The organism is Hugenholtzia roseola DSM 9546 (assembly GCF_000422585.1).
Lineage (GTDB): Bacteria > Bacteroidota > Bacteroidia > Cytophagales > Bernardetiaceae > Hugenholtzia > Hugenholtzia roseola.
In genome coordinates this window covers 72614-97023 of the sequence record NZ_KE383886.1, presented here as the reverse complement: position 1 = coordinate 97023, position 24410 = coordinate 72614, and the positions used below count along the sequence as shown (strand labels likewise).

At 43.6% G+C, this 24410-nt stretch carries 21 protein-coding genes and 2 tRNA genes; 11 read left to right on the top strand and 12 right to left on the bottom strand.

Going from position 1 to position 24410, the window contains the following annotated elements:
• Window positions 1-74: 74 nt before the first annotated feature.
• Genes G500_RS24295 through G500_RS0119035 form a run of 3 tightly spaced genes read right to left on the bottom strand, consistent with a single transcriptional unit; the run spans window position 75 to window position 3075 of the window.
• Window positions 75-1208: a glycosyltransferase gene (locus G500_RS24295; protein ID WP_051203907.1), complete on the bottom strand. Its 1134-nt coding sequence runs from the start codon at window positions 1206-1208 to the stop codon at window positions 75-77.
• Between the two features lie 42 nt (window positions 1209-1250).
• Entirely contained in the window at window positions 1251-1712 is a 462-nt protein-coding gene (locus tag G500_RS0119040) for a hypothetical protein (protein ID WP_027003694.1), read from the bottom strand.
• Window positions 1687-3075, bottom strand: a complete 1389-nt coding sequence (locus tag G500_RS0119035; protein ID WP_027003693.1) for an AAA family ATPase — start codon at window positions 3073-3075, stop codon at window positions 1687-1689. The genes G500_RS0119040 and G500_RS0119035 overlap by 26 nt, the downstream gene beginning before the upstream one ends.
• A 72-nt stretch (window positions 3076-3147) precedes the next feature.
• Here G500_RS0119035 and G500_RS0119030 point away from each other — a divergent pair, with 72 nt between their 5' ends.
• Together G500_RS0119030 and G500_RS0119025 are read left to right on the top strand one after the other, a co-directional pair.
• Window positions 3148-3411: a hypothetical protein gene (locus tag G500_RS0119030; protein WP_027003692.1), complete on the top strand. Its 264-nt coding sequence runs from the start codon at window positions 3148-3150 to the stop codon at window positions 3409-3411.
• A 50-nt stretch (window positions 3412-3461) separates the two neighbouring features.
• Complete coding sequence (locus G500_RS0119025; RefSeq protein WP_027003691.1) at window positions 3462-4748, top strand: ribonuclease D; 1287 nt, start codon at window positions 3462-3464, stop codon at window positions 4746-4748.
• Between the two features lie 104 nt (window positions 4749-4852).
• Here G500_RS0119025 and G500_RS0119020 read toward each other — a convergent pair whose 3' ends face one another.
• Entirely contained in the window at window positions 4853-5851 is a 999-nt protein-coding gene (locus G500_RS0119020) for a DMT family transporter (RefSeq protein WP_027003690.1), read from the bottom strand.
• 27 nt (window positions 5852-5878) lie between these two features.
• Window positions 5879-6988 carry a GTPase Era gene (gene era, locus G500_RS0119015; RefSeq protein ID WP_086047976.1) on the bottom strand — a complete coding sequence of 370 codons (1110 nt, stop codon included), beginning with the start codon at window positions 6986-6988 and terminating at the stop codon, window positions 5879-5881.
• A gap of 232 nt (window positions 6989-7220) precedes the next feature.
• Here era and G500_RS0119005 point away from each other — a divergent pair.
• Window positions 7221-7294: transfer RNA gene (locus G500_RS0119005), tRNA-Arg, on the top strand.
• 84 nt (window positions 7295-7378) lie between these two features.
• Window positions 7379-7452, top strand: a tRNA-Arg gene (locus G500_RS0119000).
• Window positions 7453-7722: 270 nt separating this feature from the next.
• Here G500_RS0119000 and porU read toward each other — a convergent pair.
• Window positions 7723-11184: a type IX secretion system sortase PorU gene (gene porU, locus G500_RS0118995; RefSeq protein ID WP_086047975.1), complete on the bottom strand. Its 3462-nt coding sequence runs from the start codon at window positions 11182-11184 to the stop codon at window positions 7723-7725.
• 148 nt (window positions 11185-11332) lie between these two features.
• Window positions 11333-12025 (bottom strand): SDR family NAD(P)-dependent oxidoreductase, encoded by a 693-nt coding sequence (locus G500_RS24290; protein WP_035758199.1) that lies wholly within the window; start codon window positions 12023-12025, stop codon window positions 11333-11335.
• A 161-nt stretch (window positions 12026-12186) separates the two neighbouring features.
• Between G500_RS24290 and G500_RS0118980 the strand changes: the two genes are divergently transcribed.
• Window positions 12187-12729: an EF-hand domain-containing protein gene (locus tag G500_RS0118980; RefSeq protein WP_154657231.1), complete on the top strand. Its 543-nt coding sequence runs from the start codon at window positions 12187-12189 to the stop codon at window positions 12727-12729.
• 83 nt (window positions 12730-12812) lie between these two features.
• On the opposite strand, the gene gpmI is transcribed toward G500_RS0118980, so the two are convergent.
• Together gpmI and G500_RS24285 are read right to left on the bottom strand one after the other, a co-directional pair.
• Entirely contained in the window at window positions 12813-14360 is a 1548-nt protein-coding gene (gene gpmI / locus G500_RS0118975; protein ID WP_035758122.1) for a 2,3-bisphosphoglycerate-independent phosphoglycerate mutase, read from the bottom strand.
• A 95-nt stretch (window positions 14361-14455) separates the two neighbouring features.
• A complete protein-coding gene (locus G500_RS24285) occupies window positions 14456-16648 on the bottom strand; it encodes a PAS domain S-box protein (protein ID WP_035758119.1) in 2193 nt (730 codons plus the stop codon).
• A gap of 254 nt (window positions 16649-16902) precedes the next feature.
• Between G500_RS24285 and truA the strand changes: the two genes are divergently transcribed.
• The 3 genes from truA (at window position 16903) to G500_RS0118950 (ending at window position 19081) form a co-directional block, all read left to right on the top strand.
• Window positions 16903-17742 carry a tRNA pseudouridine(38-40) synthase TruA gene (gene truA / locus G500_RS24280; protein ID WP_051203905.1) on the top strand — a complete coding sequence of 280 codons (840 nt, stop codon included), beginning with the start codon at window positions 16903-16905 and terminating at the stop codon, window positions 17740-17742.
• Window positions 17743-17998: 256 nt separating this feature from the next.
• Window positions 17999-18613, top strand: coding sequence for a superoxide dismutase (locus G500_RS0118955; RefSeq protein ID WP_027003685.1), 615 nt, complete (start codon window positions 17999-18001; stop codon window positions 18611-18613).
• Window positions 18614-18748: 135 nt separating this feature from the next.
• Complete coding sequence (locus G500_RS0118950) at window positions 18749-19081, top strand: hypothetical protein (protein WP_027003684.1); 333 nt, start codon at window positions 18749-18751, stop codon at window positions 19079-19081.
• Between the two features lie 107 nt (window positions 19082-19188).
• Here the strand turns inward: G500_RS0118950 and G500_RS0118940 are convergent, their stop codons facing one another.
• A complete protein-coding gene (locus G500_RS0118940) occupies window positions 19189-20133 on the bottom strand; it encodes a Ppx/GppA phosphatase family protein (RefSeq protein ID WP_035758193.1) in 945 nt (314 codons plus the stop codon).
• A 329-nt stretch (window positions 20134-20462) separates the two neighbouring features.
• On the opposite strand from G500_RS0118940, the gene G500_RS25315 reads away from it, so the two are divergent.
• The 3 genes from G500_RS25315 to sucC all read left to right on the top strand — a co-directional run bounded on the left by G500_RS25315 (window position 20463) and on the right by sucC (window position 23778).
• Window positions 20463-21263: a hypothetical protein gene (locus tag G500_RS25315; protein WP_154657230.1), complete on the top strand. Its 801-nt coding sequence runs from the start codon at window positions 20463-20465 to the stop codon at window positions 21261-21263.
• Between the two features lie 214 nt (window positions 21264-21477).
• Window positions 21478-21984, top strand: coding sequence for a hypothetical protein (locus tag G500_RS0118925; RefSeq protein WP_027003681.1), 507 nt, complete (start codon window positions 21478-21480; stop codon window positions 21982-21984).
• Between the two features lie 582 nt (window positions 21985-22566).
• Complete coding sequence (sucC, locus tag G500_RS0118910) at window positions 22567-23778, top strand: ADP-forming succinate--CoA ligase subunit beta (RefSeq protein ID WP_027003680.1); 1212 nt, start codon at window positions 22567-22569, stop codon at window positions 23776-23778.
• Between the two features lie 111 nt (window positions 23779-23889).
• On the opposite strand, the gene G500_RS26515 is transcribed toward sucC, so the two are convergent.
• A complete protein-coding gene (locus G500_RS26515) occupies window positions 23890-24012 on the bottom strand; it encodes a hypothetical protein (RefSeq protein ID WP_281169349.1) in 123 nt (40 codons plus the stop codon).
• Between the two features lie 101 nt (window positions 24013-24113).
• Window positions 24114-24329: a PLD nuclease N-terminal domain-containing protein gene (locus G500_RS24270; RefSeq protein ID WP_035758116.1), complete on the bottom strand. Its 216-nt coding sequence runs from the start codon at window positions 24327-24329 to the stop codon at window positions 24114-24116.
• Window positions 24330-24410 lie beyond the last annotated feature (81 nt).

Here is a 24410-nt window from a genome sequence, read left to right as displayed (position 1 = left end):
GCGTCTGTTAAGAAGAAATGGAGAGGAGAGATAACACAAAAATAAGTTTTTCAGACCAAAAAAACAAATAGCCTTTAAAGACTTACAATCGCTTGCGCCAATTTTTCCCAAGAGTAGTTGGTTTTGAAGTTGCGTAGGTTTTGTTTCCAATCATTTGGATTCTGCTTTTCGAAAAAATGCGTTATCTTTTCTGCCAATCGCAGGGGCGTAAAAGGTGCTTCCAAGACTTCGCCCGTTTGGTATGGCTCTACCATTTCGCGCAAGCCGCCCACGTCATGCACCAAAACGGGGACTTCAAAATGATAGGCAATCGCCGTTACGCCGCTTTGGGTCGCGCTTCGATAGGGCAGAATATTGACATCGGCGGCAGAAAAAAAGAGGCTCACTTCTTCATCGGGAATGTAGCGAATATGCGCCTTAATGCGCTCGGCGGCAGGGTGTGTTTCGATGCTTTTTTGCAAGGCTTGGCGTTCGCTTTCAGCAAGATACGATTCGCCCCCAATGAGCAAAACATAGTCCTGACTTAGATGTGCGAAGGCATCGAGAAGCAAATCAAGTCCTTTATATTTTCGTATAAAACCAAAAAAAAGCAAGACTTTTTTATCTTTTTCTATTCCCCAATGGGCTAAGGCTTCTTGGCGCGTTAGTTTTTGTCCGAAATGGTCGTATAAGGGGTGTGGAAAAAGGAGGTACTGCGCTTGGGGTTTGAAATGCAGCAAATCGTCGAGTACGGCTTGGCTCATGACAACGTAAGCGTCGGTATTTTTCAGAAAATAAGCAATCAGACTTTTATCAAAAAAGCGACTTTCGTGCGGAATGAGGTTGTCGAGAATGGCGACACGCTTGGTCTTGGGCAGCATATTGGCAGCTACTGTGCCTAAACTGGGCGCGAAAAAGGGCATCCAAAACTTCATCAATAACAAATCGGGTGCAAAGGCGCGGATTTTTTTAGCGGTCGTCCAATAGCTTATTGGATTGATGGTATCCAAAAGGGGCAAAGAATTGATGACTTCGGCTTGTGCGTCTTGGGGCGTTACGTATTGCGAGGAGCCGGGAAAAAGCAATTCGGGATACTGCCTTTTAAAGGTATAGGCTTCTACTTGTTCAGTTTTGGCAAGGGCTTGCAAAAGGGAAGCATTAAATTGGGCAATGCCGCCGCGAAAGGGGTAGAAAGTGGAAAGATAGGCGATATTCATGGCGATATTCATGGGGGAATTTGGTTTTCAAAAGCACATAAAAAACGGTCTTGCTTAGGTATTTTTTTTAGAAGATGGATAAAACCTATGTTCTGCGTCAAGGAAAACTACATAAAAGACATGTCCGATAAGATGACCTACTACGCGCCTTTTTTGTCCCCCCAAATTCATAATAACAGCCCAGACAAGTTCTCTATCAGGAAAAGGATTGCTAAATTCGGAATGAAGGGGAAAGCCGCCATATACCTTTAAAAATTTCTGTTGCTCTGCCTCAATTCTATTCACCCCACAGATATAACCAAACTTTTCCAACATATAAGCCAATAAGCTCTCCTGCTGCCATTGTTCATAAGATTGTCCAGGGGGAATTTGAGCATTATACTGAAAATCTTTAAAACTAAACAGCATAAGCGGCTTTTCTTCTGCTACCTTACGTTCGGTTCTGTTATTGGCTTTTCGTTCGAGGGACGCACCCAACGCCTCAAAGTTCTTATTTTTCTTGCTCTTGTGGGTCATCGAAAAAGTCAGTTTTAAATTTTTGGATATTGCCTAAGAAAGGAATTGCCCCGTATTTGCCCAATAAATAGTCTTTTTCAAAAGAAGCATCATTGCGAACAGTCGCCTGATTGACTTTGTACTCTACGAGCGAATATAAATCAGTTGCGCCCAACTTATTTTTTTCTGCAAACCAAATTTGGTCGCGCCTAAAAATATCTTTTCTTAGGAGATTTGTGTCGTGAGAGGCAAAAATAAGTTGCGCTTTTTTGTTTATTTTTAAATGAAAAAATTTGACCAACTCTTTTGTTAATAGGGTATGCAAACGTGAGTCTAACTCATCTACTACCAAAACTTTTCCTTTCTGAATGGTATCGAAGATGGGTCCTAATAAGCTAAAAATCTTTTGAGTCCCTTTCGATTCCAAGTTGAAATCGAGCGTTTCGTAGCGCAAAAAGTTCTCTGCCTTGTCAAACTTCTTATGTTGGGTATAAATAGCCACCTTCTTTGCTTCTGACTTGCCTTCTTGGGCAACTCTTAGGGTTTCTTGCAATTTTTTGAGCTGCGTTAGGATTGTATCCATCTCTTGTGGCAAAACCTTTGGGAGTGCTGCCAAAGTGGTATCCAAAAGAGCCTCTTCTTCCAAAATCGCAAGTTCCTCAAAACCGATTTGAATAGATTTAAAAAATTCAATGACTATTTTTCTAAAATCTTCGTCTTCTTGAAATTTGGAAACGGTGTAGGAAATTGTTGTATTTTCTAAACCTGATATGACATTAAAATTTTCTTGAAACCATCTCAATATTTTTGTTGCAATATTGCCATTGAGTTGTGCCACTGTTGATAGAAAAAGTGCGTTGGGGCGCGTTTTGTCTTCGAGTCCTTTGCCTTCTTTAAAATGTTTTGTGGGCTGTATCTGCTGAAATTGGCGGGAAAATAATTTAAGTTCCTTAGTAGAAGATTCCTTTCCCAAAGCAAAGAGCCATTCCGCATGAATGTTTTGGTTATCTGTTTCAAAGCCAAAACGGTAGCGCGTGTCTTCTATATAAAAAATCATCTCGAAAAAAGAAGGTAGCCCCTCTGTTTCCGAAGAAAGTAGGAAAGGCAGCACCTTGATTTGGTCGCCTGCCTGTCTTTGATTAGAAGAGGTGAGGATAAATTTTCTAAAAAAGTGCATGGCTGAAAGTAGGTTGCTTTTTCCACTCCCGTTTGCGCCATAAAGCACGCTGCTTTTAAGTAACTTTATTTTCTCGCTTGGGTCATAAAAAACATTAGAAAGGAAGGGACTGGTTTCATGCTCCTTTATGGGCATATACCCCACCATGCTAAAAACCGCCACCTCTTTAAAGGATAGATAATTGCCTACTTTGAACTGTACTACCATTGTTTTGAAGTTTATCTCAAAAATACAAAGGTAAGACGAAAAAGACAAATATTGTGAATATTTCTCAAAAAAATGGACTTTCGCTTTCTTTTTATGCCTCTATTATTTGATGCCCACACTACTAAAAGTGGCGAGGCAGGGCAGCAAAACTACCTGAAAACAGAAATAGGCTTTTGGAAAAGAGAAGGGAAAAGGCGAAAAAATGTCATAGATTTGTTTTTGCACAAAGAAAAAATTTGTGCCAATAGCCACTCAAAGCCCCTAAGAAGCCGCTTTTTACTACCCCTACCCACTTGCTACGGCAAAGAATTAGAAGCAAATAGCAACTTTTTTTGAAAAACTGCCAATCTTTTTGTTTTTTTGTGCAAAATAGGTCGTGATGTCCCATGTCTAAAAAACGTTTTTCCTTAGAGGAGTGGCAGGCTACGCAAAAAACGCACCCTGCTGATATGCCCGCACTTGCCCCACTTTTGCTGCCCAATCTGCAAATCCCTATCCTGCACATCGAGGAAAAAAATTCCTATGAGCAGGCGGTCGAGAAAATCGGAAATGCGCAGAGTTTGGCGATTGATTTAGAATTTGATGATAGCAATAAATTTTACGGACGGCACCTTTCGCTGGTGCAAGTCTTTGATGGCGAACAGATTTTTATCTTCGATGTCGTCAGGCAGCCACAAATAGAAAAACTATTGGCGATTCTAACCGACGAAAACCTCAACAAGGTCTTTCATGGCTGCACCTCCGACTTGCTCATCTTAGATGAACTCTACCACTGTCGAGTCAAGAACATAGACGATACGGCGATGATGCACCGTTTCCTTTTTGTCATCAACAACGACATTAGTTTGCAAAATCTTTTACAAGAAAAACTAAATATCACCTTAGACAAACAAGAACAGGTATCCGATTGGATTAGCCGCCCACTTTCGGAATCGCAAATTATATACGCCGCCACCGACGTAGCCTACCTTTTCGAACTCAAAACGCTGCTTTTGGCAGAGCTGGAGGCACATCAGACCCTCGATTGGTATCAATCCGAACGCAAAGCCTTAGAAAACCTACATTACGAGGAAGACCCTCACCACGCTTATCATTTTGCCATTAAAAACGGCTTAGAACTGCGGCAGGTCTTATTTTTTGTAGCTTTTTGGCACTTGCGCAATCAGGTGGCACAATTTCTCAACATTCCGCCCTATAAAGTTACGCACAACAACAACCTTTTGTACTTGGTTCAGAATCCGCCCCTTTCCCTCGAAGGGTGGAAAAAAAGCAAAGGCTTGCACCCCGAACTCAAAACAGCGGAAAACTTGCAACGCCTACACGAGTGTTTTGTCAAGTCGCAAAAACCTGAACAAAGTCCCTACTATCCAACTTGGCTCGAAGTGCAGGCAAGTCAGAAAAAGGTGGTAGAAACCAAGCGTAAATTTCACAAACAGATGCAAGCGCGTGAAAAAATCTTCGACACCCTGCGCAATTATGCCAAAGACTATCGCGGCAAAAACTTGCAGAGCCTACTTTTTTCGAATCGCAACAAGACCAATATTGTCTATCACGGCTATGAAAGCCAATACAGTAGTTGGAAAATAGAAGTCATTGAAGATTTGGCTGCCCAGCACCAAATTTCGATAGCCGAATTAAAAAAGGGGCTGCACGACCTTGAAGACTTAGCGTAAGCAAATCAATTAGACCATTTAGAAAAAAGTGATAACTATTTTCACCCTCCAAAAAAATGCCGCTGCGCTATAAAAATGTGCAACGGCATTTTGGGAAAGATTCCCTACAGGCTTTTTCTAATTCGTAGTGCTTCGGTTTTTTTTTCATAATGGCGAATGAAAGGATAAGCCAAAATGGAAAGCAAGATAATCGCCGTTCCGATAAAAAACTGCTGATTGAGTTCTTCGCCTTCATTAAAAAACAGAATTGCCAAAATAATCCCATAGATAGGCTCTAAGTTAATCGTCAGGTTTGTCATAAAGACGGGAATCCTGCGCAAAAGCTCCACGCTGGCAGAGTAGGCATACAGCGTACAAACGCCAATGAGGATAGCCAAAAATAGCACGTCGGTAGGAAAAGGCAGGTAGCTCACCCAAGTTTGGGACGCAAAAGCAGGCAAATCTTTCAACATCAAATCTAAGCCGCCGCCTTCACTCAAATAAGCCCCATAGAAGGGAAAGAAAAGGGCAATTCCACCACCTGCCCCCAACATTTCATAGGTTGTAATCGTTTGCGGTTGGTAACGATTCGTAAAGCGGCTATTGAGTGTAGAAAAGACCGCCGCCAAGAGTGCCGACAAGACCGCCATCACCAAGCCTAAGATATACTCCGCCTTGATGCCAAATTGAAAGATGATATAAAGCCCTAAGATAATAGAAATACCCAACAAGATTTCATACCATTTAATCGCTCGCTTATTGATAATCGGCTCGATGATAGAAGTCCAGAAAGAAGCCGTCGATAATCCGACCAAACAAATAGAAATATTCGAAACCTTCGCGGCGGCAAAGAATAGAATCCAATGCCCTGCCACTACTACGCCCGTAAGTAGGAGTTTGAGCAATTCCTTTGTTGGCAAAAACAAACTTTTTCGCCGCCAGATTAGCAAAAACGCACCCATTATCAAACCTGCCAACGTAGCCCGATAAAAGACCAACTCTACGGCAGGAATAGAAATTAACTTACCCAATACTACCGTAAAACTCCAGATAAAGACGATAAAATGCAGTTTTAGGTAGTCCCAAATGGTAGCCTGTGCAGGCAAAGGAGTGGTATTTGTCATGTGCCTTTCTTAGAAAATAGGTTGAAACTAATAACCAAAACGCGATAATTTACCTGCTTTTTTGCGCCAATCCTCGCTCACGCGCACATAGCTCTCTAAAAAGACTTTCTTTCCAAAAAAGACCTCCATTTCTTTGCGTGCCTCTGTGCTTACCTTTTTGAGGGCAGCCCCATTTTTTCCGATAACGATACCTTTTTGGGAAAGCCGCTCGACGTGAATATCTGCCGCAATGCGATACATCTTTTCTTCCTCTTCAAAGTTCATAATCTTTACCTCACAACAATAGGGAATTTCCTGCTCATAGTGTAAAAATATCTTTTCGCGGAAAATTTCGGCGGCGAAAAACTTTTCGGGGCGGTCGGTGAGCTGGTCTTTGGCAAAATAAGGGGGGTGAAGAGGCAGATGCGCCAAAATTTGTGCCTTTACCTGCTCCAAATTAAAGAGGTGCAGTGCCGAAGTGGGAATGACGGCGGCAGGGGAAAGGGTCTGTTGCCAAAAATCAAATGCCTGCTCTACCTCGCTTTCTGTCGCTAAGTCAATCTTGTTGATTAAAACCAAAATGGGCAGGTCTTTGTGCTTGCGTTGCGCCGTTTGCAAGATTTCAATGGCGTGCGTTTGGTCGTGTTTTTCGTGAATATCTGTTACGAAAAGCACCAAATCAGCATCTTCTAAGGCTTTTTCTACAAAAAGCATCATCTTTTGGTGCAATTCGTACTTGGGCGCAATAATACCGGGCGTGTCTGAATAAATAATTTGATAATCCTCGCCATTCCAGATGCCCATAATGCGGTGGCGCGTTGTCTGCGCCTTCGGCGTAACGATAGCCAACTTTTCACCTACCAAAGCATTCATAAGGGTAGATTTGCCGCTATTGGGCTTGCCTATAATGCTCACAAAGCCTGCCTTATGGTTGGCATCAAAAGAAGCCTCACCCGCCCAATCTATCTCCAAGTCGGGATAATCAGCGGCAGAAAGGGGAAAGATGTCTTCGGGCGTATCATCAGTATCCTCATCAGATGCGTCGTCTTGCTCTTGCGCTGTTTCCTCTACGTCTTGCGACTCGGCTTGCGAAAACTGTGGCAATTCCGAATTAGATTCGGTAGGCTCAAGGGGCGTTTTCTTCTGTTTTTGACTCATTTTTTCGGAATTCGAACTTGGAAAAGAGAAACTATATCGTGCCACAAAGGTAGCTATTTTCAGGGGATTGTGCCTTTCCTACAAAGAAAGAATGAATGAAAGCACCGCTTTTTCGCCTGAAAAAGAACCTTTTAGCAAAAAAAATGAAAAAAAAAGATTTTTTTGCGCCCCAAAGTTTGCAAATTCGAAAAAGATACCTACCTTTGCACTCACAAAACGCGCAGCGTTGAACGGACTCGTAGCTCAACTGAATAGAGCATCAGATTACGGCTCTGAAGGTTGCAGGTTTGAATCCTGCCGAGTTCACTATGTTGGTTTTTGGTGCAATGAAGTTGTACTTTTCAAAATCTGACAAAATTAAAAGGTTTAGAGGTTTTATTTTTGAAATACGGACTCGTAGCTCAACTGAATAGAGCATCAGATTACGGCTCTGAAGGTTGCAGGTTTGAATCCTGCCGAGTTCACAAGGAAAACACCCTTGCTTCTATGAAGTAAGGGTGTTTTATTTTGTCCTGCTTCCAATTCTGACCCACTTTTAGCCCTTTGTAGCCTTTGCACAAATGTAGCGCGAAGCTCCAGCTTCGCACGTCTGAACAAAACGGTAATCCCGAAGCTGCTAAAATCGGACAAGGCAATGCCTTGTCCCTACAAATGTAGCGCGAAGCTCCAGCTTCGCACGTCTGAACAAAACGGTAATCCCGAAACTGCTAAAATCGGACAATAACCTGCCTTATTTATTCTCTTATCGCTTTGAAAATCGCCTGCCCTGCTGCATTTTGTGTAGGCGAAGAAACAATTATTTTGCAGATATAAGCCCCCGAACGAACCTCTGTACCACCTTCACTTTTGCCGTCCCAAGTGATTTGCAGTTGGGAATTGCTATTGAGATAAGTTTGGCGAATTTGGCGTACCAGCCTGCCCTGCACATCAAAAATTTGCAAGATGAGTTCTATATCGTCGCCTGCCCTATCCTGTGTAATTTCAAAATGCAGGCGGTCGGAAAAAGGATTGGGGTATGATTTTTTCAAATCAACAGCGATAGGCGCGTTTTCTACCCTAAATTCTATGCTTTCGGTTGTGAAATTGTTGTGTGTGTCCCAAGCCGTCAGCGAAAGGCGATGCTTTCCCGCAGGCAGGCGTTGTAGGGCATAGTTTAATGTGCCTTTTGTAAAGTCGTCTTTTAGGGTTTGATAGTAGGCATTGAGGATAAAAGTTTGCGTTTGGGCTTTTTCTGCCTGCTCAAAATTGAGTTCCAAGACTGCCTCTATATCGTGTCCGATAGTGTATCCGCTGATATTGATACCCTGCTCATCTTCCAAATCGGCAAGTAGGAGCGTATTTGAAGGTACGACATCGCCCGACTTAAAATTTCTATTTTGTACCCAAAGCTGCACTTTTGGAGGCGCATTATCAGGTGTTGCCGCCTCGTCGCTGCCGCCGATAAGCACTTTTTGGTGTCCTAAGGCATCTCTATTTTGGCTGTCATGTTGGGCATAAAGGCTAATTTTTCCCCAATCTAATTTGTAGTCTATATCTTTTGGTACAATAAATTCGAAACTAAAAAGTCCATTCCTAACCGAAGCCTGTCCCTGAAAGATGGCATATTCATAGCTTGGGAAACTAAAAGGGTCGCTTTCGTCGCCTTTGGAGAGCAAAGAGGCAGGCTTTTCGAATACTTTTACAAAGAGTGTCCCATTAAAGTCTTGGCTCAAAGCCCCATTTTTTTCAATCTGACCCGAAACACGCACCCTGCTAAGGGCTGCAATTTGAGCATTTTGTAGATTTTGCGCCACTCCGTTGCGCTCTATTTTCGTAACAAGTGCCTTTTCACTTGTGTAGGCAAGGCGCATAGAGGGGTCGCCTATGAGGGCAAAATTGCGGTTTGCTAAGTTCAAACTCTGATTTTTTGCCTTGCGCATGACCTGCCCCAGACGCGGCATTTCGCCTGCAATCGGCTCTAAGACGGCTTCATAAAAAGCCCGCGCCAGAAGGTAATTGGTATTAGAAAAAACAGGGCGCGTAGAAGTTACCAAACCGATTGCGCCTGTGCTACGCCCTACCATGAGCTGCTCGCCGCCCGAAACGACATTGGGGTTGTCGTACCTACCAAAAGTACAGGTAGCGGTTACGAAAAGCGGCAGGCGGTCTTGATTTTGCCAGCGGCTAATAGAAGAAAGCGTCAGGATACGCTCCGAAGTCCAGCCCGTTTCTGACCCATGCCCCATAAAATTGACAAGGAGCGTGCCTGCATTGAGTATCTCTTCGAGCTGCTCACGTGCGGCAAAAGACTCTTTTCCGTTGCTGGTAGAAACCTGCGCAAAGGCATCGACATGCACTTTTTGCACATTAAAGGCGGGATAGGTGCTTTCCACAAAATTCGTAAGGCGTTCAGTATCAGCGGAATGAATGTTTTGGTCGCCGTCGTCGGAAACAAAAGTGAGGCGTTTGCGCCAATCGCCCAAAGTAGGCATACTGCCGTAATGCAGCAATTTATCGACAACCAATTCCGCCATCTGTGCATTTCGTACAGGCAGTCTGCCAATGCCCAAATCTAAATCAGGCTCGTCTGCCGAATAGCTCTCTTCCCAAAAACCCTCGTTTTCGTCCATAAAAGCGAAGTAATCATCAGAACAAAAACTAAGAATAGGGTGCAAAGATTCACGCGCTTGGTAGGTAGGTATAAAGTTGGTATTGCTGCCAATTCGGTCTTTGTAGTCGAAAGAAGCATCTCCAAAAAGCAAGACATATTGCATTTTGGTAGGATTTTTTAAATACAAATAGCGTATAAAATTGCGAATACCCGATACATCTTGCCTACCCGAAGAAAATTCGTGATAGACTTGGTCTATTCTAACCACCTGCACTTCCAAACCCGATTCGGCACGCCTAAAATCTGCCAATCGCTGCGCTTGTGCTTCAAAATTAGGGTGCGTTAGGATAAGAAAGTTGGGCGTAGGCAATCCGATAAGATTCTGACTTTCAACACTTTGTATTTCCAAAGGTGCAAGCGGATTCTGAAAAACAACAAATTCTTTTAATTTATTTTCTGTAAAAATAGAAACCGCATTTCCGCTTCTTTGCTCTATAAAAATAGGCTTTTGGGGGTCTGAAATGTCCCAAATTTGGTCTTGGTCTTGTAGGTTTTGAATTTGAAAAGTAGCCTCACTTAGGTTTAGCGTTTGTGTATTTCTAAAAATAAGTTGGTTTGTGCCACGCTGCAAAAGGCATTTTCCTTGCAAGGTAAGGTAGTCTAAATAGCCAAAGCCGTTTAGATTATCCGTTTTGTTGTATTCAATCTCCACGCGCAAAAGTTCGCGCTCGTTTAGCTCGGCAGGGGCAATAAGGTAGCTTTTTTCCACTTCTACGCCTTTGGGTGCATAGGTAGAAATGGGTAGAAAAGGCACATCTATTGCGCCTAAGTCCTTGTTATTGAGGCGTATATTAAAATTGCTGGGCGAACCCGATAACGCCATCACGCGCAAGCGAAGGTGCAAGGGGCTTTCGGCTATTAGGGAAGTCGCTTCAAAATCAAGGCGATAACTTCTTTCAAAATCAAACCTTTCACCAAACCATTTCCTACCCGAACCTCCCGGCGCAAAACGCACACCCGAAGAAAGAATGTTGGCTAATTCCAACTCATGATGCCAAATTCTATCGTACTGCGTTAGGAGCGTGCCACTATTTTGAGGCTGCGCCGCCTTTTCTATCCGCAAGGCAGGGCTTGTTTTTTGGACAAGAAAATAATAATTGTGGTCGTCGTATAAATTTTTCTCGTATTCAAAAAGTTTAGTTTGTGTATTATATGACATTTTATCGCTACTTTCTGCAAAAAATAAGAGGTAATCTTGTCCCTCAAAACGCCCATCTTCACCGCCTACTACCTGTATTGCCTGCTCTTTTAAGGTGTGTTGCAATTTTTCTAACGTCCAGAAGGCGTTTTCTTGGGGTAGCATGCCATTTTCACTGCCAAAAAGGGCAAGATTTTGGGGCGTGATTTGGCTCAAATTCCAACCTGCATTTTGTAAATCTTGTGCGCTAATTCTATAGACCCCTCTTTCCAAAACCTTGATTTTGAGGACGTTACTGCCGCTTAGTGGCGATTCCTGCCCCTTTAAAGGGTTTGTTCCGATACCCCAAAGCAGACAAAGTAGGGAAAAGAAATATTGGCACGTGAATTTATTTTTTATTCGTATCATACAAATTTCTATCAAAAATACAAACACAATAAGGAATGGACGCAAAGGCGCGTTTTTTTCGAAAGGTACGAAAAAAATGCGTTTTTTGCAGCAAAAAAATAAGCCTAAGCAGGGATAAAATTGTGGCTCTGTTGTGGCTCTGTGGCATTTATAGAAAAAGCGCGATAACCTTTTGTGCTACCTCGTCGGGGCTTGGTAGTGCTTGCTGGGCATGTAAGTTTTGGAAGCGTTCTAACTGACTAAAATGCGCCTTATCTGCACTGCGTATTTCGGCTTGCATGGGCGTATCCATGACACCGGGCGAAAAGGAAATCACGCGCACGCCTGTATTTTTAAGGTCTTGTTCGGCTTGTACTACCTGCGAAAACATGTCCAAAGCCGCCTTAGAAGTGCAGTAGGCTGCCCAACCGTCTATCGGACGCTTGCCTGCGCCCGAACTGATATTGACAATCGTTTTAGGGCAATCATACTCACTATATCTATCCAAAAAAAAGTTGGTGAGCTGCATAACCGCATTGACATTGACCGCCATAACACGCGCAAAATCACGCGACGAGCCTTCGCCCACAAGTAAGATTTTACCCAAAATAGCAGCGTTATTGATAAGCGTCAGCGAAGCAGGCTTTTCTACTTCGCCAAAAAAGAAAGGCAGCACACGCTCTATGGAGGAAAATTGCGCCAAATCTACGCTATAATGCTGGTAATTTTCCTGATTTTGGTGCGAATCTTCGGGGCTGCGCGAAACGGCATATAAATAGGTATCGGGGCGTTCTAAAAGTTGGTGTTTCAAAGATTTTCCCAAACCTTTGCTGCTGCCCGTAAGGAAAATATAGTGCTTCATGTTCTCAACTTTTGGTACAAGGTACAAAAAATCAGACAATATCCCTAAAAAAAGCAAAAAAAGCTCTGCCAAGTCTTGTTTTTTTAGAAAAAAATAAAGATATTGGGGCAGCGGTTGGGGCTGTAATACACTTTTTTCTTATCTTCATTATTTTATTCAATATGTTAAGCGATTTTCAAAAACAAAAAATAGCTAAGATTTTTAAATTTTATGATGCCAATGGCAACGGCGTGATAGAATATAGCGACATCGATGCCATTTGCGATACCTTTACCCAAGAATTTGGTTGGAGCAGCGAGCATGACGACAATTTTCGCGCAGTGTATCATCAGATGTGGCGCGATTTGGTAGAATCTGCCGACCAAAATAGCGACCGCTGTGTGAGTTTTGAGGAATTAGTGGCGGCTTATGAAGTGGCACTTGCCGACCCTGCTGCCTTCGATGCGCACATCAAGCCCTTTTTTGAGGGCGTTTTTCCGATAGTGGCTTCGGGCAAAGACCACATGACTCCTTCCGACTATCAGAAGTTTTACCGTAGCTTTCGCAATTCACAAGCAGAAGCCGAAAAGGTATTCACCCTCATGGATTTGAACGGCGACGGCGTACTTTCGCGCGAGGAGGTCTATCAAATGTTTTACGATTTGCACATGAGCCAAGACCAAAATTCGCCCAGCAAGCATTTCTTTGGCGTTTTTGAGGCTTAACTTTTGTCGTTTGCGACAAGCCACTTAGCAATCTACAAAGCCGCATTTGCCCAACTTAGCGCAAAGGCGGCTTTTTTTTGACCTTAATAGGTTATCAAGACTTCCCCTGTCATTTCTTTGGGAATGTCGAGTTTGAGCAGGCGCAAAATCGTAGGTGCGATGTCGCCTAATTTGCCGTTGCGAATGGCGGCAGAAGCGGGCAAATCTTTTGCAATCCAGATGCAAGGAACGGGATTGGTGGTGTGTGCAGTGTGCGGCGTTCCGTCAGGATTTTGCATTTGGTCGGCATTGCCATGGTCGGCAAGTAGTATAATATCATAATCATTTTTCAAAGCAGTTTCCACAACTTCCTTCGCACAGGCATCTACGGCTTGGCAGGCTTGAATCGCCGCCTGCATCACGCCTGTATGCCCTACCATATCAGCATTGGCAAAATTTAGACAAATAAAATCAGCTTCTTTTTTTTCTAATTCGGGTAAAATGGCATCTTTGATGTCGAAAGCACTCATTTGGGGGGCTAAATCGTAGGTCGCAACTTTGGGGGAAGGGCATAAAAGCCGCTTTTCGCCCTCCCATTCTTTTTCCTTTCCGCCTGAAAAAAAGAAAGTTACGTGTGGATATTTTTCTGTTTCGGCTATGCGAATCTGCTTTTTTCCTGCCCCTGCCAAGACCTCGCCCAAAGTAAGGGTCAGTTCCTGCTCTTCGAAGACAATGCCCACATTCTCGAAACGCTCATCATAGCGCGTAAAGGTGATGTAGTGCAGCGGCAATTTTTGCATCTGGTAATCGGGCAAATCTTTCTGTGAAAGCACTTCGGTAATCTGACGACACCTATCGGTTCGGAAATTAAAACAAATTACAACATCATCAGGCGCAATGGCAGGCAAATCTTTTCCATTTTTTTGTAAGATAATCGGTTTGATAAATTCATCAGTTTCCCCTGCCTGATAAGCGGCTTCGAGTGCTTGCACAGGGTCTTGCGCCCGCTTTCCTACGCGCTTGCAAAGGGCATCATAGGCTAATTTGACCCTTTCCCATCTCTTATCCCTATCCATGCCGTAATAACGCCCAATAAGCGTCGCAATTTCTACACCTTTTTCTTGTCCGAAATGGTGAATTTCTTGGATAAATCCTATTCCACTGTCGGGTGCGGTATCGCGTCCGTCGGTGAAAGCATGGACAAAAGTTTGGGCAGCACAACCTTCTTGGGCAGCCACCTCGATTAACGCCTTCAAATGGTTGAGATGGGCATGCACGCCCCCGTCAGACACCAATCCTACCAAGTGGATATTTTTTTGTTTGGTCTTGGCATACTCCCATGCCTTTTGTAGGGTAGGATTTTTTGCCAATTCGCCTTCTCTGATGGCTTTATTGATGCGTGCCAAATTCTGATAAACGACCCTACCTGCGCCCAAATTCATGTGTCCGACTTCGGAATTTCCCATCTGCCCTTGGGGTAGTCCTACAAATTCGCCGTCTGTGCGGAGTTGTGCGTGTGGATATTGGGTGTAAAGGCTATCAATGAAAGGGGTTTGAGCGGCATCAATCGCCGAATAGCGCGGCTCTTGGGCAATTCCCCAACCATCTAAGATAAGCAATAAGACCTTTGGGGTCTTTTGGTTCAAATTCATACTCACGTGCGGATTCGTAAAGAAAACAAAAGGAAAGAAAAAACCTTCAAGTTTTGACTCAAACTTGAAGGCAGGTAAGAAAGACCTACTTCCTATTAGGTCTTGGCTTGTAATTTTTCTATGGTATCGAGTAGCTCTGCCTCTCTATTGCGCCAAGCGTCTTTCTCCTTTTTAGATTTTTCTAAGGCTTTTTTCAGGACGGCTTCGTTGGAGGTGAGCTTTTTGTTGAGCTTTTCGGCTTCCTCCTGCTGCTTTTTGGCTTCTTGTTGGGCTTGCAAGACTACCTCTCCCTGCATTTGCATCTGCTCAATCATGGCTTCTTGTTCCAAACGCACCACTTCGAGCTTTTCAGCCTGTTTTTTCTGGTCTGTAATATCGGTTACGATATGAATGATGCGTTCTAAGTTTCGATTTTTATCTAAGACGGGGTAAAAAGTGCCATAAAGCCATAGGGTATCGCCCTGTTTTTGTTTGCGCTCCAATTCGCCTTCTACGGTTTTTCCTGCAAAAAGGTCGTCCCAAAGTTGGATATATTTGCGCGAACTTTCATGCCCTTCTTTGAGCAAAAGCGTATAGGGCTGATTGAGCAATTCCTTATGGGCATATCCTGCCAAACGTAGGTATTTGTCGTTGATTTGCGTTATGACCCCACGCGGATTGAGTTCTAACATGGCAGCGGCGGCATTGATGGCATTGAGTTGGGATTCCAATTCGCCCGATTTTCGCTGTATCGCCTCTTGTGTGGCTTGCAATTCTTCTACATTTTGTCGCATTTCTTCTTCTTGCGCTCGCATCTGCTCTGCCATCATTTGCGATTCCTGCAAAAGGCGTTTGGTCTGTTGCGAACTTTGAACCGAAGAAATAGTAGAAGCAAAGTTTTCAGAGATGCGCTCTATAAATTCGATTTTATACCCTTCTACTGCACCAAAAAAAGCCATCTCTACCACACCATAGACCACCTGATTGCTTTTGAGCGGAACAATCAGCAGCGCGTCGGGCGGAGCCTGCCCCAAACCAGATGTGATGTTGATAAAATCGGGCGGCACTTCGGTAAAATAAAGCGTCTGCCCTTCCTGCCAAGCCTGCCCAGTAAGCCCTTCGCCTTTTCTGATGTTTTTGGTCAGAAACTTTTGCTTATCCCAAGCGAAAGCGGCAGCCACATAAAGGACATCTTTTTGCTCGTCGATAAGAAAAATACTACCCTGATTTGCACCTGTATATTTGACCAGTTGGCGTAAAGTGCTAAAAGCAAAATCTTCTATTTGCTCGTAATTGACCCGTATAATTTCGGAAAATTGGGCAACGCCTTCTGTAATCCACCGCCGTCTTTTCTCATCTTCGGCAATGCTGACCAAATTGTCGCGCATCTCTAAAAGGGCATTGCCTAAGACATCTTCCTGACTTAGGGGGGTGAAGTTGGTGTCGTATTTGCCCTTTCCGATGGCAGTGGCGAAGTTGGAAATGGCACGCATTGCCGTTACCACTTTTTGCGTAGAAAGGTACATTTGCCCAATTTCATGCTTGCCCAAATCTTTTTTGAGGTCTAAGACGGGATTTTTTCCCAAAGAAAGCGCAAGAAGGGTCTGATTAAGTTGTCTTATCGGTTGCGAAACCGTTTTATAGATAAGATAAGTAGAGGTAAGCCCCATGGTAATAATAATCACTCCCAAGCTGGCGACAAACACTTCAAGCCAAGAGAAGGAAAAAGAGGTCTGTTTGAAATAGGCTTCCTTTTCTATATCTTTTTCTTTGATGATAGCCGAAATTTTGCGCGTAAGCTGATTAGAGATTGGAATGATACGCTGATTTAATTCTTCAATCGCTTTCTCTTTTTTTGCCCCATCTAAATAATCTTCTGTGCCATCTAAAAGGCGCATCACCTTTTGTTGCCTTTCCAAAACGGCATCAAATTCTACGACGATAGAATCTATCATATTGCGATGATTTTCGTTGCGCCACTCCCTTTTGAGGTTGCTAATTTCGGTGCGTAGCAGCGGAAAATGCTGGTTTTGAATATCGCGCAAGGCTACCTTGTCGCTCTCATTTTCGGGTGTATAAATCCAATTTGTGGTATACATTTGTGAGCGGACGACCAAATTAGAGAGGGTATTGAGCGCGTCTAAGGAAGGGGCTACCGTTTGGAAAGAGTAATTAATGACATTTTGGCTCTGATAGAGCTGCAAAAAACTGACAGCAGCACTAACCACAGCGATTAGAATTACGACCAAATTCCCTACCAACACCCGTTGCCCTATCGAGAGGCTCAACTTTTTGAAGTCTATTTTCATAAGGATTTGCGAAAATCAAGATGGATTCGGTTTGCCTCTTTTGGCGCAAAAGCAGACAAACTGCCAAAGAGTGCTATGAAAGGCAAAAGATAAGGCATTTCTTGGCGTTTTCAAAAGTATTTCCCAACTTTCGAGCTAAAAAAATGCTTCTTCTATCGAAATGAACCTTTTAGGGGTTAAATTTACGCAATAATTTCACCCTTTTGTAGTTTCCGACCAAAAAACGTTTAAAAAACTCTAAATGCAAGCAGCAGATGACGCAGGCTTCTGAAAACCTACCCTCCTTTCGTTATTTTATAGAATTGACTTATTTAGGCAAAAACTATGCAGGTTGGCAATCTCAACCCAACGCCCCTTCGGTACAAAGCACCTTAGAAACCGCCCTTAGTACCTTATTACGGCACCAAGCCTTTGTGGTAGGCAGCGGACGCACAGATGCAGGCGTACATGCCAAGCAGCAATTTGCACACTTCGACACCCCCACAGCCCTCGACCTCGAAACGCTACACTATCGCCTCAATGCCCTGCTACCTGCCGATATTGCGGTGCGAAAAATCTATCCTACCACTACACAAGCCCATGCGCGTTATGATGCCAAATGGCGCGAATATGTCTATGTAATAGGGCTACAAAAAAATAGCTTTCTTTTCGAAAACGTTGCACTCCATCATTTGCGCCAAAATTTAGACCTCGAAAAATTAAACGCCGCCGCCGCTATTTTTTTAGAATACATAGATTTTGAATCGTTTAGCAAAGTCAAGACCGATGTCAAGCACTTCGACTGCACCCTGACCGAAGCCAAATGGTATCAGCAGCGCGATTTTCTATTTTTTCACGTCAAGGCAAACCGATTTCTTAGGGGCATGGTCAGAACTATGGTCGGCACGCTTCTAAAAGCAGGCGCAGGCAAACTTTCTACCGACGAACTTCGCGCCATTCTCGATGCCAAAGACCGCAAAAAGGCAGGCGTAGCCGCTCCCCCGCAGGGTCTGTATCTCTATCAGGTGCATTATCCCGATACCATTTTTCAAACAGAGCCGCCTTTGCGCCATACCTTCGACGCAACGAATTTTGAGAGCCTGCCTTTTTTTTAGCAAAAAGCGCGAAAAAAGGTAAAAATTCACAATAAAATAACCCTTCGGCAGCCATCAAAATAAGGCGAAATTTGACTTTGCGCTCAAAAACACTTACATTTGAAGCAAAGACAAAAAGGCACAAAAGGCGCGTAGCGCAGCCATTTTGTTTAACAAAATGCCCCTTGTCGTGTTTCCTACAAAGGGTACAAGCTATCAAAAGCCTTTACAAAGGCGATTTCCTTTCTTTCAATTTCACTTCAAAACTTATATCTCTATGGCTTTCGAACTTCCTAAGCTCCCATACGCATACGACGCACTTGCGCCACACATCGACGAGCGCACCATGACTATCCACCACACCAAGCACCATCAAGCCTATACCGACAACCTCAATAAAGCCATCGCAGGAACGCCTTTGGAAAATCAGACCATCGAGCAAATTGTGGCGGCAGCAGGCGCAAACGGCAATGCCGTCCGCAACAACGGCGGCGGCTACTACAACCACAACCTTTTTTGGGAGGTCATGTCCCCCAATGGTGGCGGCGAACCTACGGGAGCATTAGCTGAAGCGATTGATAAGACCTTCAATTCTTTTGGTGATTTTAAGCAGCACTTCGAAAATGCTGCCAAGACCCAATTCGGCTCTGGCTGGGCATGGCTTTCCGTAAAAGCCGACGGCAGCCTCTTTGTTTCGGCAACGCCAAATCAGGACAACCCCTTGATGGACGTAGTGGCAGACAAAGGCACGCCTATTTTAGGGCTTGATGTTTGGGAACACGCCTATTATCTAAACTACCAAAATCGCCGCCCCGACTACGTGAGTGCCTTTTGGAGTGTCGTAAATTGGGCGAAGGTAGCCGAAAATTTTGCCAAAGCAATGGCGAAATAAAACCTTACCTCAATCTTGACTAAAAGCCTCGCCCTTTGCAGCAGTTGTAGGAAGGGCGAGGCAGAGAGGGCTTAGAGTCTAAAAAACTGCTTTTTTATTTCATTTTTATTTCACCTTCAAAACCACAATTTTCTCATGGCACAATTTTCTGTTGATGGTCGTATGACGGTCAAAACTTTGAAAGAAAAATTTAATGAAGCCTTTGGAGTAACCCTGCGCGTCTATGTGGGCAACAATGCAGGCAGGGGCGCACGTTTTGCCGATGATGCCGCTCGATTGGGTGCAGTAGCCGATGAGCGCGAATCGCTCAAAGAAGTAGGGGCTTTCGATATTACAGACGAAATGACTATCGGCGATTTCGAAAAAGCCTTCCAAGAAAAATTTGACATTGCCGTTCAGGTAGCAAATGCCGACAATAGCAAACTGCTCGATAACAGTGTCAAGTTGGTAGAAGCTAAAAATGCGTAAATTCAAAACGAATAGCTTTTAGAAAAAGCAAAAAAACTAACAGTTTTTAGAAAGCTGTTAGTTTTTTGTTGCCTAATTTTTGTATAAAAAAAGATGCTTTGCCGTTTTTAAAGATGCTTTTGGCTATAAAAAGGGCAATGTTTTTCAAAAAGCACCTGTGTAATGCCTTCGCGCAAGCCTACTTTTGGCACAAAAACCTCTTTGGCTTTAATCGCTTGCAGGGCTTCGATGTAAATGGTGGCGGCAGGCACGATAATATCAGCGCGGTCTTCGTTGAGGGAAAAATCTACTAACCTTTCCTGATAATTGCGTTTGGCAAGTTCAGTATAAAGAAATTTAAGGTCTTTCAGGCTTAGGGCGGTCTGCTTTTTCTTTTTCTGCTTGACGATTTTTTCGGAAAGGTCGTGCAGTTTGTTGATGTTGCCCCCTGTGCCAATGGGGATAATTTCGCCTGTTAGGTCGCGGATAGAAAATTGTATCCAATTTCTTAGGGCGTTCCATTCCTCGCGGACACGCTCATCGGCTTCTTGTGAAAGCAAGCGCACCGAACCCAAACGGAAAGAGCGCGAGGCAATTTTTTGGTGGTTCTGATAGATATTGATTTCGGTACTGCCGCCGCCCACGTCTATATGAAGGTAGTTTTTATCGGCTTCGAGGTATTGAAAAATAGCCTTGTTGATGATTTCAGCCTCTCTTTCGCCGCTGATGACCTCGATGTTGAGGTCGTATTCGCTTCGGACGCGCTCGATAAGCTCTGCCCCATTAGCGGCTTCGCGCATAGCAGAGGTAGCGCAAGCCATGTAGTCGTCTATGTGGTAAAGTTTCATCAGGCTTTTGAAAACGCCCATCACCTGCACAAAAACATCTTGATGTTCGGGGGTAATGTAAGATTGCGTCGAGAAGACATCGCTACCCAAACGGAGCGGAAAGCGCAGGTATTCTAATCGCTTAAATTCAGGCAGCGGGTCTTGGCAGATAATGCGGCTCACCTGAAAACGAAGGGCATTCGAGCCGATATCGATAGCCGCCAAACGAAGGTCTTTTTTTTCCACGATATAATAAATTGCCCTTGTAAGCCGCAACAGACCGAAGCCTGCCACACCTTGGGAAAGTGCTTGTAGAATTTTTGCACCGACTTACAGGCGGGACTTTTAATTAGAATTTGAAAAAGAGGCTTTGAAACAAAAGACAAAAAGGGTTTTAGCACAGCCAAAATTACACAACTTTTACCAAACGATTCACAATTTTGAAGGAACAGCAGTGGAAATTTAATATAGCCTCCTTTCAAAGGTATCTTTTCAGATAAAAGTGGCATAAATTGCGTATCTTCCGCTTCTAAAAGTGCCTCCTTCGTTTTTATTATTCGCCGTTCCGATTGGGTATGAAAGAGAAACCAAACAGCTTTTGGGGAAGAATTTGGAAAAACCCCTCCTTCAAACTTTGGCTAAGACGCTGCCTGCTCCTTTTCCTTGGGCTGGGCGTGCTGCTTGGCTTTTTCTTTTTCCGCTCCCCCAATTTTGCGCGTAGCGTTTTTCTGAAAAGCTACTATCTCAAAGAGGTGCGTCCGAACTTGTATGTGGATAGGAATTTAGACACTGCCAAGATTGCCCTTTTAGAGCAAAACTACCAACAGGCGCAGGCGCGTGTGCAGACTTTTTTCGGCAGTTTAGAATCTAAACCTTATCTTTTAGCAGGCGACGACCCCGAAGTGATGCGCTTGTTTGGCAATGAAAACATCGAAACAGGCATGACGCATCTCTCTCCCGTCGGCACTTACATTGTCTTGGCAAAAGAAGGACTCAATGTAGATGTGATAAGCCACGAACTCTGCCATGCCGAACTTATGGCGCGTACAGGCTGGTTTTTGCGCGAATTTCAGATTCCTACTTGGTTTGATGAGGGCTTGGCAATGCTTTTAGACGAGCGTTTTCCCAACTGGGAAACCGAATGGCACATGATGACCCTAAACGGAAGCTACGCCCCTGAATTAGAGGAGATGGACACCCCTGCCGAATTTTTTAATCGCGATGCCTACCTGCACTATCTCACCGCTAAAAAGCAAGTCGGAACTTGGCATCAGATGGCAGGCAGAGAAGGACTTTTGCTTTTTATCGAAACCTTAAAAAAGGAGCGCGATTTTCCCAAAGCCTTTCACGCACCACTTAAAAAGTATCAGAAGTAGTTTTTTTTATTCTGCAAAATGGCTTTTGCATAACTTTTCCAACATTTTCTAATACTTTTCCTTTCTATCCGAAAAAAAACAGAAAAAAGTCGAAAAAAAATCGAAAAAGGGGGGGAGATTTTGGCTTTTTTGGGCATATATATATATATATGAGGACTTACTATCAAGTTCTCTACTATCTTTTTTTATTTATTAATCATTAAATTTTAAAAAAATGAGTAAATTTAATTTTAAAAAACTTGTTTTTTTCTTATGTTTTTCTGTGGTAGCTTTTTCTTGCAATCATTTGGAATCAGATGAGGTTAGAAAAGCACCCAAAGCACAAGAAGATGCCACGCCTCCCTCCTTCAAACTTCTAAGCGAGGAAGAGTATGCCGAGTTAGACGAAGAAGAGAAAAATGCGCTCCATTGGCTCAATAGTGCCATAGGAGCGTTGGAAGCCATGAAAAATCAGGGAGCGGATATCAGTCAGTATGAGGCAATGTTGTCCATAGGCGCAAACGAGCCACAATGGGAAAACCTACTCCTCGCACGGATAGGACAAGAAAACAGCTCGATGGAACGCAAGCAAGCCATGTTAGGCGGTTGTCGTATTTCTTCTATATGGGACGCACGCCCCTGCATCAATAAAATTCTATCTCACGTAAAATCATGTAGCTGCACTTTGAACGTGAGTGTTTCCTATGATGCAGACACAGACGAATACGTTTTGTCTTGGTAATTTTCAGGTTGTTGTCCATGCCCACATGGACAACACTTTTGCATAACTTTTCCAACATTTTCTAATACTTTTCCTTTTTATCCGAAAAAAAACAGAAAAAAGTCGAAAAAAAATCGAAAAAGGGGGGGGAGATTTTGCCTTTTTTGAGCATATATATATGAAGGCTGCCCACAAACAGCAGAGAGTTCTTCGCCGCTTCTTGGCACAAAAGCAGTTTGAAAGACAACCACTCGTTTTAAGCACAAAGGCTTTCCAAACTATTCAACCAAATTGTAAAGCTCGTACTGGCTCTCCAAAAAAACAATCAGCTATAAGAAAGTGTGATATTTTGAAAAAGGGGTAAATATAGCCCGACCCACCATTTTTTAGGTATTTTTATTTGGGCAGAAAAGGAAAGAACACGCACCAATGGTATGCGTGTTTTTTTTATGCTTTTTATGGGCAGCGAAAGACTTTGAATAGTAGGCAGCAAAGCAGAGGCAGATTAAAAAAGACGAAAAGTTTTGCGTTTGCATTTGCAAATTCGCCGTTTTGTACTTAGTTTTAGCCATTCAAACCATATAACCTTCAATCATACCCGATATGAATATTCACGAGTATCAAGGCAAGGAATTGCTCAAAAAGTATGGCGTAACGGTGCAGGAGGGCATTATCGCTCGCAATGCAGCAGAGGCACAGGCGGCTGCCGAAAAACTCAATGCCGACACAGGCACAGAATTTTATGTAGTGAAAGCACAAATTCACGCAGGCGGACGCGGCAAAGGTACAATTAAAGAAACAGGCTCGCGCGGCGTTGTAATTGCCAAAAGCCCCCAAGAAACAGGCGAAAAAGCGGCTAAGATTTTGGGCGGTACGCTCGTTACCATTCAAACGGGTGAAGAAGGCAAGAAAGTCAATCAGGTCTTGGTAGCGCAAGATGTGTATTACAAGGGCGAAGCCGAACCCAAAGAGTTTTATGTATCCGTTTTATTAGACCGTGCCAAAAATTGCAATGTCATCGTTGCCAGCACCGAAGGCGGCATGGACATCGAGGAGGTGGCAGAAAAGCACCCTGATAAGATTTTGCGCGAATGGGCAGACCCGCTTTTAGGTTTGCAACCTTTTCAGGCACAAAAGATGGCGTACCGTTTGGGCTTAGAAGGCAAAGCCGCTAAGGAAATGACCAAATTTTTACTTTCGCTTTATGCTGCCTATGTAGGTTCTGATGCCAGCATGATAGAAATTAACCCTGCCTTGCGTGCTGCCGACAATCGCATTTTGGCAGTAGATGCCAAAGTAGCCTTAGACGAAAATGCTTTCTACCGCCATAAAGGATTTCCCGAATTGCGCGACGAAGCCGAAGAATCGCCTTTGGAGGTAGAAGCGAGCAAATACAACCTCAACTATGTCAAATTAGATGGCAATGTAGGCTGTATGGTCAATGGCGCAGGTTTGGCAATGGCGACGATGGACATCATCAAACTTTCGGGTGGCGAACCTGCCAACTTTTTAGACGTAGGTGGCGGCGCATCTGCTGAAACGGTAGAAAAAGGCTTCCGCATTATCTTACAAGACCCCAACGTTAAGGCAATTCTTATCAATATCTTTGGCGGCATTGTCCGTTGTGATAGAGTTGCGAATGGCGTAGTAGAAGCCTACAAAAACATTGGCGACATCAAAGTGCCGATTATTGTCCGCTTGCAGGGTACAAACGCCGAAGAGGGCGCGAAAATCATCAAAGAATCAGGTTTGAACGTCATTCCCGCTATCGTCCTGAAAGAAGCCGCCGAAAAGGTGCGCGAAGTATTGGCGTAAGCAAAGTTATTTTCTTAAATTAGATTGGAAAAGCACTTACAAAATTTTGTGGGTGCTTTTTTTTTTTAAAAACGTTTAACTATAAAATTTCCTTCTATAAAAGGCTATCTTTCAAACCGTCAGAAAAATAAAAGAGCCAATTCCTGCCAAAATAAGCAAAAGCAGTATGAGCCAAAGGCGGAGCGGTAAAAAAGAAGCCAGGACTTCTACCAGCGTTTCCCATAAGTCGTCCATAAAAATAAGCGCGGCTAAAAAGTGTAAATCTTGTTTTATCTATTATACAAAAAACAACCGCAACCCAAAGGCTGCGGTAGCATTTTCCGAAAAATAAGGGACTATTTTCTGCCCAAAACAAAGTACAAAATCGCACCGATAAAGGGGAAAAAGAAGATGCCCAAAGACCAAAGCACCTTAGCAGTGGAGTCGGCTGCCGAAGTCCAGAGGGTGTAGAGTGCGTAAATTGCCAAAGCTGCCCAAAGCAAGGAGAAGATACCACTTGTTGCGCCATTGAGCGTACCTAAAAGGTTGAGGAAGAGGTCTGCGTACAACATTTTGTTTGAATTTTAAGATGAGGTTTTGCGCTTTATACGCAAAAATCGTGCGCAGGGTTCTAAACTGCAAAAGCAAAGTTG